The sequence below is a fragment of the Nonomuraea sp. N2-4H genome, assembly GCF_045291505.1.
Taxonomy (GTDB): domain Bacteria; phylum Actinomycetota; class Actinomycetes; order Streptosporangiales; family Streptosporangiaceae; genus Nonomuraea; species Nonomuraea fastidiosa.
The window spans coordinates 7634770-7649398 of sequence record NZ_CP147987.1 but is presented as its reverse complement, the minus strand read 5'-3'; the positions used below and the strand labels follow the sequence as shown (position 1 = coordinate 7649398).

The window sequence follows — 14629 nt, the reverse complement described above, 5'->3', positions numbered from 1 at the left end:
GCAGCCGGTGAAGTCGGAAAGAGACGCGATGACCTTCCCGGTGAAGGGCTCGCCACGGAAGAAGAGGCGATCACCGGTGGCACTGAGCCCCGGATCGCCCGCCTCCACGGCCACCACGTACACGCCTCTTTTGCAAGCCGGTTCCGCTGGCCGTCGCAGGGCCGACCTCGGCGCGTACCGAGGACCTCGAAGAGATCTCGCGGCGGGTTCGCGCCCCGCACGAGCTCGCCGAGATCTCCCGCCGCTTCGACGGAAGCTTCTGCGTCTTCGGCTCGCTCGACGGCGTTCTGTTCGCCAACGGCCCCGCGATGCAGACACGGCAGGTCTTCCACGCGATGATCGACGGCGTGCGCGTCCTGTGCGACCGGGCCGACGTGCTGAGCGAACTCGGCGGGCTGCCTCTGGACGAGATCGCGCTGGGGCTTCGCCTGGCCCGCGGGCTGCCGTACCCCGCCGACAGGCTGCCCATGTGGCAGGGCGTGAGCGCCGTACCCGGGCCGCAGTACGTGCTCGTTCGGCGTGACGGGCGGGAGGCCGAGCAGCGGACCTGGTGGCGCCGGCCGGAGCCGCGCCTGACGAGAGCGGACGGCGCCGCGCTGCTGCGCGACGCGCTGGAGACCGCCGTCCGGGTTCGTACGGAAACCGAGGCCGATATCGCGTGCGACCTGTCGGGCGGGCTCGACTCGACCCCGCTGTGCTACTTCGCCGCCCGAGGCCCCAAAGGAGTCATCGCCCGGACGTTCTACACCGACGACCCGGGCGGCCGCGAGGACCTCGAATGGGCGCGCCGCGCGCTGCCCGCGATGCCGGGAGTGCACACGCACGACGTGTTCTCCGCCCAGGGCCTGCCCGGCTTCTACGAGGGCCTGTACGACCTGGCCATCCCCATGGACGAGCCCACGCAGGCCGGGGCGGCGATACCGCGGATCAGGCACATGCTCGCCGACGACGTCGAGCGCGGCGTGACGATCCACATCAACGGTCTCGGCGGGGACCACCTGTTACGCGGGGTGAAGGCATGGAACCACACCCTGATGCGCGCCAGGCCGTTCACCGCGTGGTCGCGCTCCCGCGCCGAGGACGCGCCCATGGGGATCGGCCCGCTCTCCACGCTGCGGCAGCTCATGGACCGCCGGACCTACCGGCAGTGGTACCTCGCCACGGTGCGCGACGCGGCACGCGGCGTCGAGCCCCCCGAACTGCCCAGGATCAACGACTGGTCGGTGCCGCTCTCCTTGCCGGACTGGCTCACGGCCGACGCCCGGGCGTCGATGCTCGACCGATTACGGCGGCTCGGAGCCGAGGCCACACCACTCGGCACCGGCCTGGCCGGGCACTTCGATGTCTTCACCGTGCAGCAGGCCGGCCGCCTGGCCAGGAGCATGGGACTCGTCGGCCAGTCGCTCGGCGTCTCGTACGACGCGCCGCTGCTTGACGACCACGTGGTAGAGGCCGTGTTCCAGGTCAGATACGAGGAACGCGACTCGCCGATCGAGTGGAAACCGCTCATGAAGGCCGCGATGACGGGATTACTGCCCGACGACTATCTGCGGCGGACCACGAAGATCGGCGGCGCCCCGACCCGATCGGCGGCTTCGTGACCCTGTGCTGGGTGCTGCCGCTCGGCATCGTCGCGATGCTGCCCATCGGCGTGATCCTCGGCGTCGTGGTGCGGCATCCCCGGCAGCTCAGCTTCGTCTCGTTGCTGCTGATGGGCATGACGGCGATATCCGGGATCTTTTACCCGCTGGCGCTGCAGGCGCCGTACCTGCGGCTCACCGGGCAGCTCTTCCCGCTGTACTGGCTGGGCCTCGGCATGCGGTCGGCGATGCTGCCCGCCGAGCTGGCCGCCACCGAGATCGGCGGGTCGTGGCGGCCGGTGGAGACGGCGGCCGTACTGGGGCTGTGGGCGGCGGCTGCGACCGCGCTGGCGCTGCTCGCCCTGCGCAGGATGTCGCACCGCGCCGCGGGATCGCGGCCGCGGGCGGCCGGGCACGGGAGGGCAGCCCGATCGCCGGCGTCACGGCGACCCGTGATCCGTCCGGGGTGCCGCCGTACGATGGAGGGCGGATGACTGACGCATCAGCCCGCGTGAGCACGAGCGACGATGCCCCGGGCATCGGGCGCCCGCCGGCCGGTGCTTCCGGCACGTGGTTCCAGGAGCGCCCCTGGGTCGTGGAGCTGGTCGTGGTGCTCGCCGTCTTCACCTACAACCTGCCGATTCAGGCGAGTTTCGTCCCCAGCGGGCTGTGGCCGGGCACCGGCGCGGTCGTGTCCGTGGCGCTGTGCGCGCCCTACCTGGCCAGGCGGCGTCATCCGCTCGGCGTGTTCTGCGCCATCCTGCTGACGGCCGTGGTGCAGGTGCTGCTCGGCGTGGGCCTGCTGGTCGCGGACGTGATGCTGCTGTTCGCCCTCTACAACCTCGCGACGAGGCTGCGGTGGACGGTCACCGTCCCGGCCGCCGCGTCGGTGGTGGGGTGGCTGCTGGTCGCGTCCGTGCCGGTGATGCGCCAGGGGTACACGAGCGTCGGCGACATCGGCGTGCTCGTCGTGGTGATCATCTGGGCGTGGACCTGGGGGACGCTGGTCAAGACCCGCCGGGCGTACATCGACAGCCTGCGCGAGCACGCCCGCTGGCTCGAACGCGAGCGCGCGGCCGAGGCGAAGGTCGCGGCGGCCGGGGAGCGGGCGAGGATCGCCAGGGAGATCCACGACATCGTCTCCCACAGCCTGAGCGTCGTCGTGGTCATGGCCGACGGGGCGGCCGCCAAGGCGCACAGCGAGCCGGACCGCGCCCGGCAGGCGATGCTGGCCGTACGCGACACCGGACGTACGGCGCTGGCCGAGATGCGGCGCATGCTCGGCGTGCTTCGCGACGGAGAGCCGGGTTCGCACGCCCCGCAGCCGGGCATCGCGCACCTCGACCACCTGATCGAGGAGTCCAAGGCGGTCGGGCTGCCGGTCGAGCTGGCGGTGCGGGGCCGGCGGGTGGAGGTCTCCGCGGGCCTGGACCTCGCCGTCTACCGGGTGGTTCAGGAGGCGCTGACCAACGTACGCAAACATGCCGGGCCGGAGCTCGGCAAGGTCGAGGTGGAGCTGCACTACGGTGACACGAGCCTGCGCGTCCGGGTCACCGACGACGGCCGCGGCGTTCGGGAGGGCGTCCCAGAGACGGGTCCGGGCGGTCACGGCCTGGTCGGGATGCGCGAGCGGGTCACGGCGTACGGCGGCACGCTGCGCGCGGGACCCCGGCCGGACGGCGGCTTCGAGGTGGTGGCGGAACTTCCGATCGGAGGCGACTGTGACGATCCGCGTCCTGCTGGTCGATGACCAGGAGATGATCCGGATGGGCTTCCGCATGGTGCTGGAGTCGCGTCCGGAGATCGAGGTCGTCGGTGAGGCGGACGACGGCGACACCGCGATCGAGGCGCTGAAGACCGTCGAGGCGGACGTCGTGCTCATGGACGTACGCATGCCGCGCATGAGCGGCGTCGAGGCCACCCGGCGCATCCGGGCCCGCGACGACGCCCCGCGCGTGCTCATCCTCACCACCTTCGACCTCGACGAGTACGCCTACGAGGCGCTCCAGGCCGGGGCGAGCGGCTTCCTGCTCAAGGACACCCCGGTGGAGGAGATCGCCGCCGCGATCGCCCACGTGCACGCCGGGGACGCGGTCGTGGCGCCGAGCACGACCCGCCGCCTGCTCGACCACTTCGTACGCGGCCGGCCGCCCGCCGACCTGCTACGGAAGGGCAGCCGCCTGCCCGGGCTGACGCCCCGCGAACGCGAGGTGCTACTCCTGATCGCCCGAGGGCTGTCGAACGCCGAGATCGCGCGGGAACTCGTGCTCACCGAGGGCACCGTCAAGATCCACGTCGGGCGCATCCTGGCCAAGCTCGGCCTGCGCGACCGCGTCCAGGCCGTGGTGCTGGCGTACGAGACGGGCCTGGTGACGGCCGGCGACCACTGACCGCGTCTATGCCCTGAGGCATACGCGGCACGGCGCCTATCGCCTGAGGCATACGCGAAAGATATGCCTGCGGCGAGACGATCCGCGCCCGCCCTTCCAGGCACGGTTGAGCCATGTCCTACATCGTCGCCACCGAGCAGCTCACCAAGCGGTACGGCAGCCGCACCGTGGTGGACGGCCTGAACCTGCGCATCCCCCCTGGCTGCGTCTACGGCTTCCTCGGCCCGAACGGATCGGGCAAGTCCACGACCATGAAGATGCTGCTGTCCCTCGTCCGGCCGTCCAGCGGCGAGGTGCACATCATGGGACAGCCGATGAACCCCGCCACGCGGCGCGGGCTCCTCGCCTGCATCGGCTCCCTCATCGAGTCGCCGCCCGGCTACGGCCATCTCACCGGCCGGGAGAACATGCGGCTCGTGCAGCGCCTCCTCGGCCTGCCCGACCGGTACGTCGACGAGGCCGTACGCACCGTGCGCATGCAGGACCAGCTCGACAAGAAGGTGCGCGACTACTCGCTGGGCATGAAGCAGCGCCTCGGCATCGCGATGGCCCTGGCCAGGCGGCCGCGCCTGCTGATACTCGACGAGCCCACCAACGGGCTCGACCCGGCCGGCATCGAGGAGATCCGCGACCTGCTCCGCCGCCTGTCCGGCGCGGGGGTGACGGTGATGGTCTCCAGCCACCTGCTCGGCGAGATCGACAAGACCGCCACCATGCTCGGCATCCTGAACGGCGGGCGGCTGATCTTCCAGGGCACCCGCGACGAGCTGCTCGCCGCCTCCACCCCCGACGTGCTCATCGACACCCCGGACCCGGAGTACGCCAACGCGCAGCTCAAGGGCATGGTGGTGAGCCGCCTCGACCGCGGCTCTGTGCGCGTCAGCGGCATCGGCGACCCGGTGACCGCGCGGGTGGTGGCGCACCTCGTCGGGGCCGGGGTGGACATCTACGGCGTGCGGCGGGACGAGCAGTCGCTGGAGGACGTGTTCATGGCCCTCACGAGTGGAGGCGGGCTGTGAACGGGCGCGCCGGGGCGAACGAGGCGCGGGCTGTGGGCGCGCTCGCCAGGGCGGACGGGTGGGGGACCATGGCGAACAGGTGGGCGGCCGTGGCGAACGAGTTCGCCAAGATGCGGCACCTGCGGATGGGCGTGGTCGCGTCCGTCATGGTGATCATCGTGGTCGGCCTGTCGGTCGGCAGCGCCGCCACGAGCCCGGCGTTCGCCGAGGCGGCGGGCCGCTCCTGGGAGGCGCTGCTCGCGGGCATGTCGCTGGCCGTGCCGCTCGCCTCGCCGCTGCTGCTCGCGGTCATGGCCAGCCGGCAGGTGGACATCGAGCACCAGGGCAACGGCTGGCTGCTGTCCCAGACGTCCGGGCTCACGCCGGGCGGCCTGTGCCGGATCAAGCTCCTCGCCGTCGGCATCGTGGTCGCCGCCGCGACCGTCCTGGAGAGCGTCCTGCTGCTCGGCGCCGGGCTGCTGCTGGGCGTGCCCGACCCGGTACCCGCCGGGCTGTGGGCGGGATACACGGCCTCGGTGTCGGTGGCGAACCTGGTCGTACTGGCCCTGCACATCCTGCTGTCGGCCCGCCTCGACAACCAGCTCGTCGGGCTGGGCATCGGCGTGCTCGGCACGATCGTCGCGGTGTTCGCGACCGCGCTGCCGCCCGCCGCGGCGCACGTCACCCCATGGGGCTACTACGCGCTCGCGGCCGCCGCCGGTTACGAGGGGGAACGGCTCGTGGCCATGACGCCGGCGTACGGCAGCATCGCCGCGCTCGGGGTGGTCGCCGCCGCCTTCTTCCTGTTCATCACCGGCCGTTCTGGCTGGAAGGAGGGCTGACATGGGTGCCGTACGCGCGGAGTTCATCAAGCTCAAGCGCTCCCTGAGCTGGACCGTCGTGGTGCTGCTCCCCGTGGCGATGGTGATCGCGGGCGCGGTCAACACGCTCGTCTCCGGCGAGAGCCCCGAGGACGGCTGGCCCACGATGTGGCTGCGGTCGGTCGTGTTCTACGGGCTGTTCCCGCTCGCCATCGGCATCGGCATCCTCGCCTCCCTGGTGTGGCGGGTGGAGCATCGCGGCGGCAACTGGAACGCGCTCATGAGCGGCCCGACGTCCTCGATGCGGATCGTCGCCGCGAAGGCGGTCGTGGTGGCCGTGCTCGCCGCCGCGATGCAGGCGGTCCTGTTCCTCACCGTGACCGTCATCGGCTCGTTCGTCTTCGCCATCCCCGGGCCGCCGCCCGGCCGGTACGCGGCCGTCAGCCTGCTCATCATCATCGCCTGCCTGCCCGTGGCCGTGCTGCAGTCGGGGCTGTCGATGCTCATGCGTTCCTTCGCCGCGCCGATCGCGGTGGCCTTCCTCGGCGCGGGCGCGGCCGTCGTCCTGCTGCTGGCCGGTCTCGACGCGGCGATCTTCGTCGTCCCGTACGCGCTCATCAGCCGGGCCACCCAGCTCGGCACCGGCACCTTCAGCGACACCGGCGCCATCACCGGGGGCGACGTGGTCTCGATCGTGACCGCCGCGCTCGTCCTCACCACGGCCCTGCTCACCGCCACCACGGCGATCCTGGACCGCCGCGACACCCGTACCTGACCTTCCACGAGTGCTGAAGGAGCGACGATGTCATACGAGAACATTCCGGAACCCGCTGGGGAGCTCGGGCGGCGCTCGGCCAGGTTCCATGGCGTCCTGGCGCTCTGCTTGGCGGCCGCGGCCTTCGTGTTCTCGCCGTTCTTGCTGCTGATTCCGCTGCTCGGCTTCCTGCCCGCGCTCATGGCCGCGGCCGGGGTCGCGGTGGCGTGGGCGGGGCTGCGGCGCAGCGACCACGGCACCGGCCTCGCGCTCACGGGGCTCATCGTCTCGGTCGTGGTGTTCGGGCTGACGGCGAGCGTCGCCACGCTGTGGAACTTCCTCATCGTCGACCCGGCCGTCCGCGACTATGAGGAACTGCACGAGGTGATCGACTACATCAGGAGCCTGGTGTTCGGATCCTGAATGCTCTCTCGGTTCGGTCCGCGCTGACGACATCCGTGCTCATGACAGGGGGTTGGCACAATGCTCGTACCGCTTCGCAGACCTGCAGGACCCGTCCACGGCGCGTGTGGCGCCCCGACCCCGGCGCGCTCCCGCCGGCTGGGGGTGAGGGGTGAGCCCGCTCGCGACCTACGGTTACACGCCGAAGCCGGCGGACATCGACCCGGACGCGACTCCCCAGTTCTCCCCGATCATCGCTAGGACGGAGACCTGGCACCAGCCGGTCTGCCCCAGCGCGTACGACTGCGTCCGCCTGGTCGTGCCCCGGTCGGGCTCGGCGATCCTGCTCAGCGAGTTCGGCGAGAAGCCCGTCAAGCCGGGCGACGTCGTACTCCTCGGCTCGAACGTCCTGTGCGGCAGCGACCCCGAGGGGCACTTCACGACGACCACCGTGTACCTCGACACCGACTACCTCGTCGACCAGATCTTCTGGCAGTACGCAGGAGTCCTGCAGGACCGGCTCGACGCCCAGGGCTTCGCCGAGACCGTCTACAGCGAGCCCGCCCAGATCCTGCGGGTCGGCGAGCAGCGTACCGGCATGATGATGCCCTGGCTCGACGAGCTCGTCGCGCTCACCATCGCCGGCGACTACACCTCCACGTTCCACCGGATGCAGGCGCTGTGGTTTTCGATCGTCGACGTCGTCGCGCCGTACATCCGGATCTCTCCTGTACGCCGCACGCCCACGCAGCGGGCCACCACCCGGCCCACGCTGCCGCGCGACCGCCGCTTCGCGCCCCTCAGAGCCGAGGCCGCCCAGGTCCGCGACGCGATGCGGGCCGACATCGCCGAGTCATGGACGCTGCCCAGGCTCGCCGCCATGGTCCACTTATCGCCGAAGCACCTGTGCCGCATCTTCACCGAGACCTTCGGCAAGACGCCGCTCGCGTACCTGACGATGCTGCGGGTCGAGGAGATGGCGCGGCTGCTCCGCGAGACGGACCTCACCGTGGCCGAGGCGGGGCGGCAGGTGGGCTGGCGCAGCCGCAGCCGCGCCAGCGACGCGTTCGTCCAGTGCATCGGCGTCACGCCGCGCCGCTACCGGGCGATGCGCAGCACGTACCCGCGCCACCAGGACCAGCCGACGTCCTGACGGCTCGCTTGTATCGTTGCGACACGATCCACTCCGACTGGTCGGATGTACGCGACAGGCTCGCACGGCCGGCCGAGGTCAGCGGCGCTGCGGGCCAACGGTTGGACGCCCGAGCCGCCCCTGACCCTGGCGAGCTGGCCGCGCTGGAGGCCCGGCTCCGCGTGGAGCTCCCAGGCGAGTACCGGTTCTTCCTGCTGCAAGTTGGGCGCGGCGCTGCGGGGATCTTCCCCGTGCGTCACGTGGACGGACAGTGGCGGTGGGAGGGCGACGGCGCCGGCCTTACGAACCTGGACACGCTGGAACAGCCGGTTCCGTACATCGACGCGTACGACCCGGCCGGCGGCCTGCCCCCGGAGCCCGACAAGGAGGACTACGCGTCCATCGAGGAGTACAACGCGGCCGATGAAGCGTAGGGAGCAGTACCACGCGGTCGTTTACGCCCTCCGGCATTCGACCGGCCTGCTGTATCTCGGCGACCTCGGGTGCGCCCGGTGGGAGGCGCTGGTGGTCAGCGGGCCTGCGCGGGGGCAGATGTGGGGCGACCACATCGCCGACGGCGGCGGCTTTCTTTCCGCTCGTCGACGACGATGGGAGGCGTATGGGGTTCGCGCGGTGGTACCGGCGCTGGCTGGACGAGGCCGAGGAGCAGGTGATGCGCGACGCCCGCTGAGCCGTCGGACGGCCGGCGGGGATACGGGATGCGGCCGTTGAGCCATCTGCTGACGGTTTTCAGGCTACGGACAGGGCGGCGGCTACGTCGGCGGCGTTGAGGCGGGCTGCGGACCTCGGACCTGGCCCCCACCACGCGGACGGGCACACCCATCGAGCCGCGGAACTTCAACCGCGCCTTTGAGAGCCACTGCCGGCGAGCGGGTGTCCCGCGCATCCGCGTCCACGACACCCGCCACACCTGGGCCTCGCTTCTGGCCGCCCTCGACGTTCACCCTCGCGTGGCCATGCGCATCCTGCGCCACTCGCAGATCTCGATGACCATAGACGTCTACACGCAGATTCCCAGTCCTGAAACCCGTAAGGCGCTTGACCGGCTCAACCGGAGCCTCGACCGTTCAAGCGATATGTAACTATCTCTCAGTGCTACCACATAGGCCCTCTGGGGATATCCCAGAGGGCCTATCTGTGTGCACCGGACCCCGTCTTAGCCGAAGAGATATGTCGGACTGGCTACGGTGGTCATTTCGCTATTCGCTGCTTGTGATTCAAAAGAAGAGGGCTTCCAGCGAAGCGCTCAATTCACTGCCTGTCGGATGGGGCGGAGGGCGGATGACGCACCCTGTGATCTGTGAACGGGCCAAGGGGCACAACTGCGCGTGTTCTGAGCTCAGTGGCTGCGCCGTGGCCCGAGAGACGCCCCGTCCTCAAGGTTCTCGTCGTGCGCGCACCCGTTGCCGTAATGAGGCCCCCCGTTGGGGTTGGGTGGCACGATATCCAACGTGCCGAGGCCGTCGTGGTCGGCAAGCCGCAATGGGGCCCGGCCACTGAGGCCGGGGGACAGATGCCGGTGCTGGACGTGCTGCCGCAGGCGTACTGGGTGCCGCAATGAGGCCCGGCTACTGAGGCCGGGTGACACCCGATCCCCAGCGACGCGGAGTTGGTGTGACGCGCCGCAATGAGGCCCGGCTACTGGGGCGTCGCCGGGTTAAGGACAGCTCGATGAAGACCGGGCCCCAGTTTTTTCACTCAGAGCATCCAGATTCTTTAGACGGCATTCTATTCTTCCTTATACGGGAACGTAATTGCGGGGTACCCCAACGAGCGGATGCAGTCGATTGCACATCGGCAATGTTCAATCGTGCCTATGCAAGGCCTCACTCGATTATGGGTCTCGTAAGGATTAGCTCTATCAGTTCTCTCGCAAGTTCCGCAGGCTGCCTTTCTATCCCGTTACGTATCGTCGGCCAACCCTCCTCCTGAGCTCGCCGGCGCAGTCCTATCGCTATTCTTTCGGTAAAATTGCCGAAATGGATAGGGTCACGGTGACCACCCCTTGTGGATCGTATACCGGCTCGACGCAGCCACCAGCTTCATACCATTTGACCCGAGTATCCAGATCGGTGTCAATCAGCACAGTCATTTGCTGGGCTTGAGAAAGCTTGGTTGAGGACGGCATGAGCCCTTGCTGCCAAGTGCTGAACGCCAGTTCCTGCGAAGGGTCCAAGTAACCACAGATCGAAGCTTCTATCGCCAGCCTCACCTGTGTCTTATGCCACCAACTCTCAGCAATGACCACGCCACCGGCGAGCACACTATCTTCCACCTCTGTTTGCAGGAGCGCTAGGCACTGCGTGGCTGCAGCTAGACTGAGCAAGTCCCATCGCGCGCCTATTTCATCGCTTTCAGCGAATAGTCGGCCTACTGTGCGAATCAAAGATGCGTGTGCTTCATCTCCGCGCGGCGAACCACGCAGGACGCGACGAATATCCAATCCGGCATCACGCCCTAGGGTCACCAACTCTGTAGCCACGGCGCTCTTACCTGATCCGTCGGCCCCTTCGAGCACCAGGAACAGCCCCTGATGGTTATGGCTCGTAGTCATGCTCCGCCGTCCTGGCGTGACGAGGTCTGGATACTGGGTATATGGATCAGCAAGTGGCTCCCCTAGCATAACAATCGCGGCATACAGCCTTTTGCTGCCGACCTATAGCGCGAATGAATAGGAAAATACCCATCCACTCACCTCGTCGGCCGCAGCACCTTACGCCAGTATGCCTAGCAGCGTGATTCGCCTTCTCGGCGAGCTCCCATTAAATCGCCCGGCAGAGGCCCGACATGCATGAATGGACTTAGGCCGCCGATGCAGGGCCAGCCGTGCTCGAGACGACCTTCCGTTCCAGGTACAGGTATTCTCTTTGGACGGCTGAACCTTCTATCGCTGGACTGTCTGACTTACATGGGCGCGGCCAAGTCATGGCTACGCAGAAATATCGACCAAACAGTCCTTCCGGCCCAGCGGTTGTTTCACGTCGGGTACCCGTTGCCATACATCCGTTCAATCGCACAGCAGGCTAAAGTACGACAAGTCGGGAGTCGAGAAGGTTGCTCTGCGACGACGAATCCCTTGACCTGTACTACATTCGTAGGTCTTGAGGTGGCGGGTCGCCTCGCTGCCGGTAATGGCTGATCAGAGCACGGGTTTGGTGCTCTTGCCGGAATTGGGACCAGGCCAGGACATGGTCAATCAGGTTGTTGGCGGGGACGACGAGGCGGGCGAAAACGCGGCGGATCTCGGCCAGGGACGGCCGGATCAACCCCAGCGCAGTCAGCCGGCCCTCTCCTGGGGCAGGTGGTCTTTTCCCTGGTCGGCAGGGGATATGGTGGACGTCGCCTGCTCGCTGGGGACAGGCTCCTCGAGCCGGGCGGCGGCTGACGGCCAAGAAGGCCAGGGCGAGCATGACGGTGGTGACGTGCCGGTGCCAGCCGACCCACGTGCGGACCTGGTAGTCGGTCAGACCGAGCAGGTCCTTACCGGCCTCGTTGTTCTCCTCGACCTTCCAGCGCAGCCCGGCCACCGCGATGAGCTCCGGCACCGGCGTGCCGATGCGGGCGTGGGCCAGGAAGAACTCGATGTCCGTAGGATCACTGAGGGTTTTCCAACCTGATCGCGCAGTTCAGCAGGAGCGGTGCCGGGGCCGGTTGGCATGACAAGAGGCTCCCGGTAAGACAGCAGTCGACCAAGATCCGATGCCTCTACCGGAGAGCCTCGTTGCTGTCTTATCGTGCCTCGATTCCGCTGTCCAATCACAGAGCCTTTTTCATCCTGGGTAACGGCCCTCTTCGATGAGCTGCAGCACGAGGATCGCTTGCACGAGCTTGGTCGCGCGATGCGGGCAGCAGCGCAGCTTGGTCAGGACCTTCCATGCCTTCAAGGTCGCGACGGCGCGCTCGCCGATGGCGCGGATGCGAGCATGGGAGCGGTTGACCTCTCGCTGCCCGCGTGACAGCCGGCGACGGTAGCGATGCCGCTTGAACGGCGTGCGGATGGTGCCGCCCGCACCTTGATAGCCCTTGTCAGCGAAGGTCTTGACGCCGGCGCTGGTCAGGGCGTCGATCAGACCGGCCGTACGAGCGGCGGTCACGTCGTGAACGGCACCCGGAAGCGCGGGTGAGGCCCACACCAGCCGGCCTGCCGGATCAGCTAGAACCTGCACGTTCACCCCGTGCCGCTTGTGTTTGCCGCTGTAGTAGGGCCGCTCGTCGGCGACGCGGTCGATCGGGATTAAGGTGCCGTCCAAGATGGCGTAGGCCAACCGGCGTGCTCGTGCCATGGCGGCGTGCACGTCATCGGCCAGGACGGCCACAAGGTCTGCGGCTTCGCGCACGTAGCGCCAAGCGGTGGTGGTGCCGATGGTGAAGCCGGCGGCCAGGCTTGCGTAGGTATCGCCGTTACGCAGATGGGCCAGGACCAGCAGCGCTTGCTGTGCCGGGTCTAACCTCCGCCACCAGCAGCCTCGTTCGGCCCGTTGCGCGCGGATGAGCCCGGCCAAGCGGACCAGGGTGTGATTGGACAGCGGAATCGAGGCACGATAAGACAGCAACGAGGCTCTCCGGTAGAGGCATCGGATCTTGGTCGACTGCTGTCTTACCGGGAGAGCCTCTTCTCATGCCAACCGGCCCCGGCACCGCTTCTGCTGAACTGCGCGGTCAGGTTGGAAAAGCCTCACTGTTCGCCGCTCATCTCCGAGGAGGGCCGGGTGTGCGGTGGCACCCCTTGCGGCTCTTCCGTCCGTACACCTCGGCGAATTGGACCGCGTTGCTCGTCGTCCTGGCCGCGTTGGCTGTCGACGGTCTAGTATTACAACAACACTTCGTTGTTCTTGAGCCAGCGTCTCCAGTAGTGGCTGCTGCGTGCTCGCGTCTGGGAGACGCGTCGGCGTTGGGACCAGGCCAAGGCGTGAGTGAGTGGACGGGCGGTCAGGTGGATCAGATGTGCCAGGAGACGACGGATTTCTGCTGGTGTGAGGCGGACCAGGCCGCTCGGGCTTTTGGGGCGTGAGCAGCGGTGACGACAAGATAGGCGTGGGCGAGCATGGCCAGCGTGATGTGCCGGTACCAGGCTTTGTAGCGCCGTACTTGATAGTGATCCAGGCCGGTCTCGTTCTTGGCTGAGGCGAAGCATTCCTCGATCGCCCAGCGGGCGCCGGCCACCCGGACCAGATCGTCGATGCTGGTGCCGATGGGGCCGTAGCACAGGTAAAAGGCGATGTCGTCGGGATCGGTGAGGCTGCGGCGCAGGAGAACCCAGCGGGCAAAGCCGGGCTCGGCCTCCCAGTGAAGCGTTCCGGCCGCCCAGTCGTACCAGCGCGGCCCCTTGGCTCCCTGACCGGCCGACATGCGCTTCCACGCCTGGCCGGGGATGTCGGCCAGGAGGCTGTCGGCGCGGATATTGCCTCCCAGCCCCAGCCCCACGGATTGGTTACGCGGTACCGCCACCACATAGCCGAGCCGGTGTTGCTCGATCATGCGGCGGAACTTCGAATCCTGGCCGTAGGCTTCATCGGCCGTCACCCACCGGGCCGGCACTCCGGCCGCGAACGCGCGTGCCAGCATCGCCCGGGCCAAGGCCGGCTTGGTGGCGAACTCGACCTCAGGCGGGATCCCGGCACGCGCACACCGGACCGGATCGCAGGTCCACGACTTGGGCAGATACAGCTCGCGGTCGATCAAGGCTCGTCCGCGCGCCGACGCATAGGCCAGGAATACCCCCAGCTGGCAGTTCTCCACCCGGCCGGCCGTGCCGGAGTACTGGCGCTGCACCCCCGCCGATTGGTCGCCCTTCTTGAGGAAGCCGGTCTCATCCACGATCAGCACGCCATCGGGGCCGCCCAGCTGCTCCACCACATACGCCCGCAGGTCATCGCGGACGGCATCAGCGTCCCAGGCGTAGAAGTTGAGCAAGCGCTGCATGCCTTCCGGCCCGTCATCCCCCGCCGCCTCGGCCAGCTGCCAGCCGTTCTTGCGCTCCACCGGAGCCAGCAACCCCAGAAGATAGCCCCGGGCCCGGCGGCGCGGCTCCACCCGCCCGAACCGTCCGGCCACCCGCGCGAACAGCTCATCAAAGCCCGCCAGCCAGACAGACATGCAGATCTTGCGCAGTCACCGACTCCGACATAGCCCACGATCATAATTAACGAAGTGTTGTTGTAATACTAAGCCTGACGGTGACGAACCCCAAACCCTCGATCGAGGTCGCCAGATGGCGTAACCCGTGGGCGCATTCAGCAATCGGAGATGAAGGTTCCGGAGCAGATCCGCGAGCGTCTCCCCCAGGAACTCCGCAAGCGGCTTGGCAAGCGTTCCAAGAAAAGGGCACAGAAGCAGGTCGGAAAATACGCGGTAAATCCGAGTATCCCCTCATGGCAGAGGTCAAGCAGGAGTCACGCGTCGTCCGATAGACGACAGGCAGCGGAAGGTGGCAGGATGTGCCATCACGAGGTCCTCCTTTGTCGTACCTCGCCGATAAGCTTTGCTCCGACGATCCGGCCTCCGGTGGGCGGTCGGCTAGAAACATCGACA

At 68.1% G+C, this 14629-nt stretch carries 14 protein-coding genes and 1 pseudogene; 11 read left to right on the top strand and 4 right to left on the bottom strand.

The window, feature by feature from the left end; translation table 11 throughout:
- Nucleotides 1-308 precede the first annotated feature (308 nt).
- From WBK31_RS35280 to WBK31_RS35230, 11 genes are all read left to right on the top strand, one after another.
- A complete protein-coding gene (locus WBK31_RS35280; RefSeq protein WP_406673821.1) occupies nt 309-1601 on the top strand; it encodes an asparagine synthase-related protein in 1293 nt (430 codons plus the stop codon).
- Entirely contained in the window at nt 1598-2074 is a 477-nt protein-coding gene (locus tag WBK31_RS35275; protein ID WP_406673820.1) for a hypothetical protein, read from the top strand. Before WBK31_RS35280 ends, WBK31_RS35275 begins: the two co-directional genes overlap by 4 nt.
- Nucleotides 2071-3330: a sensor histidine kinase gene (locus WBK31_RS35270; RefSeq protein ID WP_406673819.1), complete on the top strand. Its 1260-nt coding sequence runs from the start codon at nt 2071-2073 to the stop codon at nt 3328-3330. Before WBK31_RS35275 ends, WBK31_RS35270 begins: the two co-directional genes overlap by 4 nt.
- 7 nt (nt 3331-3337) lie before the next feature.
- Nucleotides 3338-3970: a response regulator transcription factor gene (locus tag WBK31_RS35265; RefSeq protein WP_364063221.1), complete on the top strand. Its 633-nt coding sequence runs from the start codon at nt 3338-3340 to the stop codon at nt 3968-3970.
- A gap of 113 nt (nt 3971-4083) precedes the next feature.
- The gene (locus tag WBK31_RS35260) at nt 4084-4989 is read left to right on the top strand and encodes an ABC transporter ATP-binding protein (protein ID WP_378785889.1); all 906 of its coding nucleotides are present in this window, start codon (nt 4084-4086) and stop codon (nt 4987-4989) included.
- Entirely contained in the window at nt 4986-5810 is an 825-nt protein-coding gene (locus WBK31_RS35255; RefSeq protein WP_406673818.1) for an ABC transporter permease, read from the top strand. Before WBK31_RS35260 ends, WBK31_RS35255 begins: the two co-directional genes overlap by 4 nt.
- A gap of 1 nt (nt 5811) precedes the next feature.
- The gene (locus tag WBK31_RS35250; protein WP_406673817.1) at nt 5812-6564 is read left to right on the top strand and encodes an ABC transporter permease; all 753 of its coding nucleotides are present in this window, start codon (nt 5812-5814) and stop codon (nt 6562-6564) included.
- Between the two features lie 27 nt (nt 6565-6591).
- Nucleotides 6592-6966, top strand: a complete 375-nt coding sequence (locus WBK31_RS35245) for a hypothetical protein (protein ID WP_364061729.1) — start codon at nt 6592-6594, stop codon at nt 6964-6966.
- 151 nt (nt 6967-7117) lie between these two features.
- Nucleotides 7118-8098 carry an AraC family transcriptional regulator gene (locus WBK31_RS35240; RefSeq protein ID WP_364061732.1) on the top strand — a complete coding sequence of 327 codons (981 nt, stop codon included), beginning with the start codon at nt 7118-7120 and terminating at the stop codon, nt 8096-8098.
- 101 nt (nt 8099-8199) lie between these two features.
- Nucleotides 8200-8511 (top strand): hypothetical protein, encoded by a 312-nt coding sequence (locus WBK31_RS35235; RefSeq protein WP_406673816.1) that lies wholly within the window; start codon nt 8200-8202, stop codon nt 8509-8511.
- Between the two features lie 363 nt (nt 8512-8874).
- The gene (locus WBK31_RS35230; RefSeq protein ID WP_406675552.1) at nt 8875-9180 is read left to right on the top strand and encodes a tyrosine-type recombinase/integrase; all 306 of its coding nucleotides are present in this window, start codon (nt 8875-8877) and stop codon (nt 9178-9180) included.
- Nucleotides 9181-10052: 872 nt separating this feature from the next.
- Here the strand turns inward: WBK31_RS35230 and WBK31_RS35225 are convergent.
- The 4 genes and pseudogenes from WBK31_RS35225 to WBK31_RS35210 all read right to left on the bottom strand — a co-directional run bounded on the left by WBK31_RS35225 (nt 10053) and on the right by WBK31_RS35210 (nt 14194).
- Complete coding sequence (locus WBK31_RS35225) at nt 10053-10652, bottom strand: hypothetical protein (protein WP_406673815.1); 600 nt, start codon at nt 10650-10652, stop codon at nt 10053-10055.
- Nucleotides 10653-11184: 532 nt separating this feature from the next.
- Nucleotides 11185-11643, bottom strand: coding sequence for a hypothetical protein (locus tag WBK31_RS35220; protein WP_378785893.1), 459 nt, complete (start codon nt 11641-11643; stop codon nt 11185-11187).
- A gap of 225 nt (nt 11644-11868) precedes the next feature.
- Nucleotides 11869-12651, bottom strand: coding sequence for a transposase family protein (locus tag WBK31_RS35215; RefSeq protein ID WP_406673814.1), 783 nt, complete (start codon nt 12649-12651; stop codon nt 11869-11871).
- Between the two features lie 257 nt (nt 12652-12908).
- A pseudogene (locus WBK31_RS35210) lies at nt 12909-14194 on the bottom strand (IS701 family transposase).
- Nucleotides 14195-14629: the final 435 nt, after the last annotated feature.

Coding starts and splice junctions, on each gene's coding strand:
- WBK31_RS35280 (WP_406673821.1), top strand. CDS start 309: ATGCAGACACGGCAGGTCTTCCACGCGATGATCGACGGCGTGCGCGTC.
- WBK31_RS35260 (WP_378785889.1), top strand. CDS start 4,084: ATGTCCTACATCGTCGCCACCGAGCAGCTCACCAAGCGGTACGGCAGC.
- WBK31_RS35265 (WP_364063221.1), top strand. CDS start 3,338: ATGATCCGGATGGGCTTCCGCATGGTGCTGGAGTCGCGTCCGGAGATC.
- WBK31_RS35225 (WP_406673815.1), bottom strand. CDS start 10,652: ATGACTACGAGCCATAACCATCAGGGGCTGTTCCTGGTGCTCGAAGGG.
- WBK31_RS35245 (WP_364061729.1), top strand. CDS start 6,592: ATGTCATACGAGAACATTCCGGAACCCGCTGGGGAGCTCGGGCGGCGC.
- WBK31_RS35250 (WP_406673817.1), top strand. CDS start 5,812: ATGGGTGCCGTACGCGCGGAGTTCATCAAGCTCAAGCGCTCCCTGAGC.
- WBK31_RS35270 (WP_406673819.1), top strand. CDS start 2,071: ATGACTGACGCATCAGCCCGCGTGAGCACGAGCGACGATGCCCCGGGC.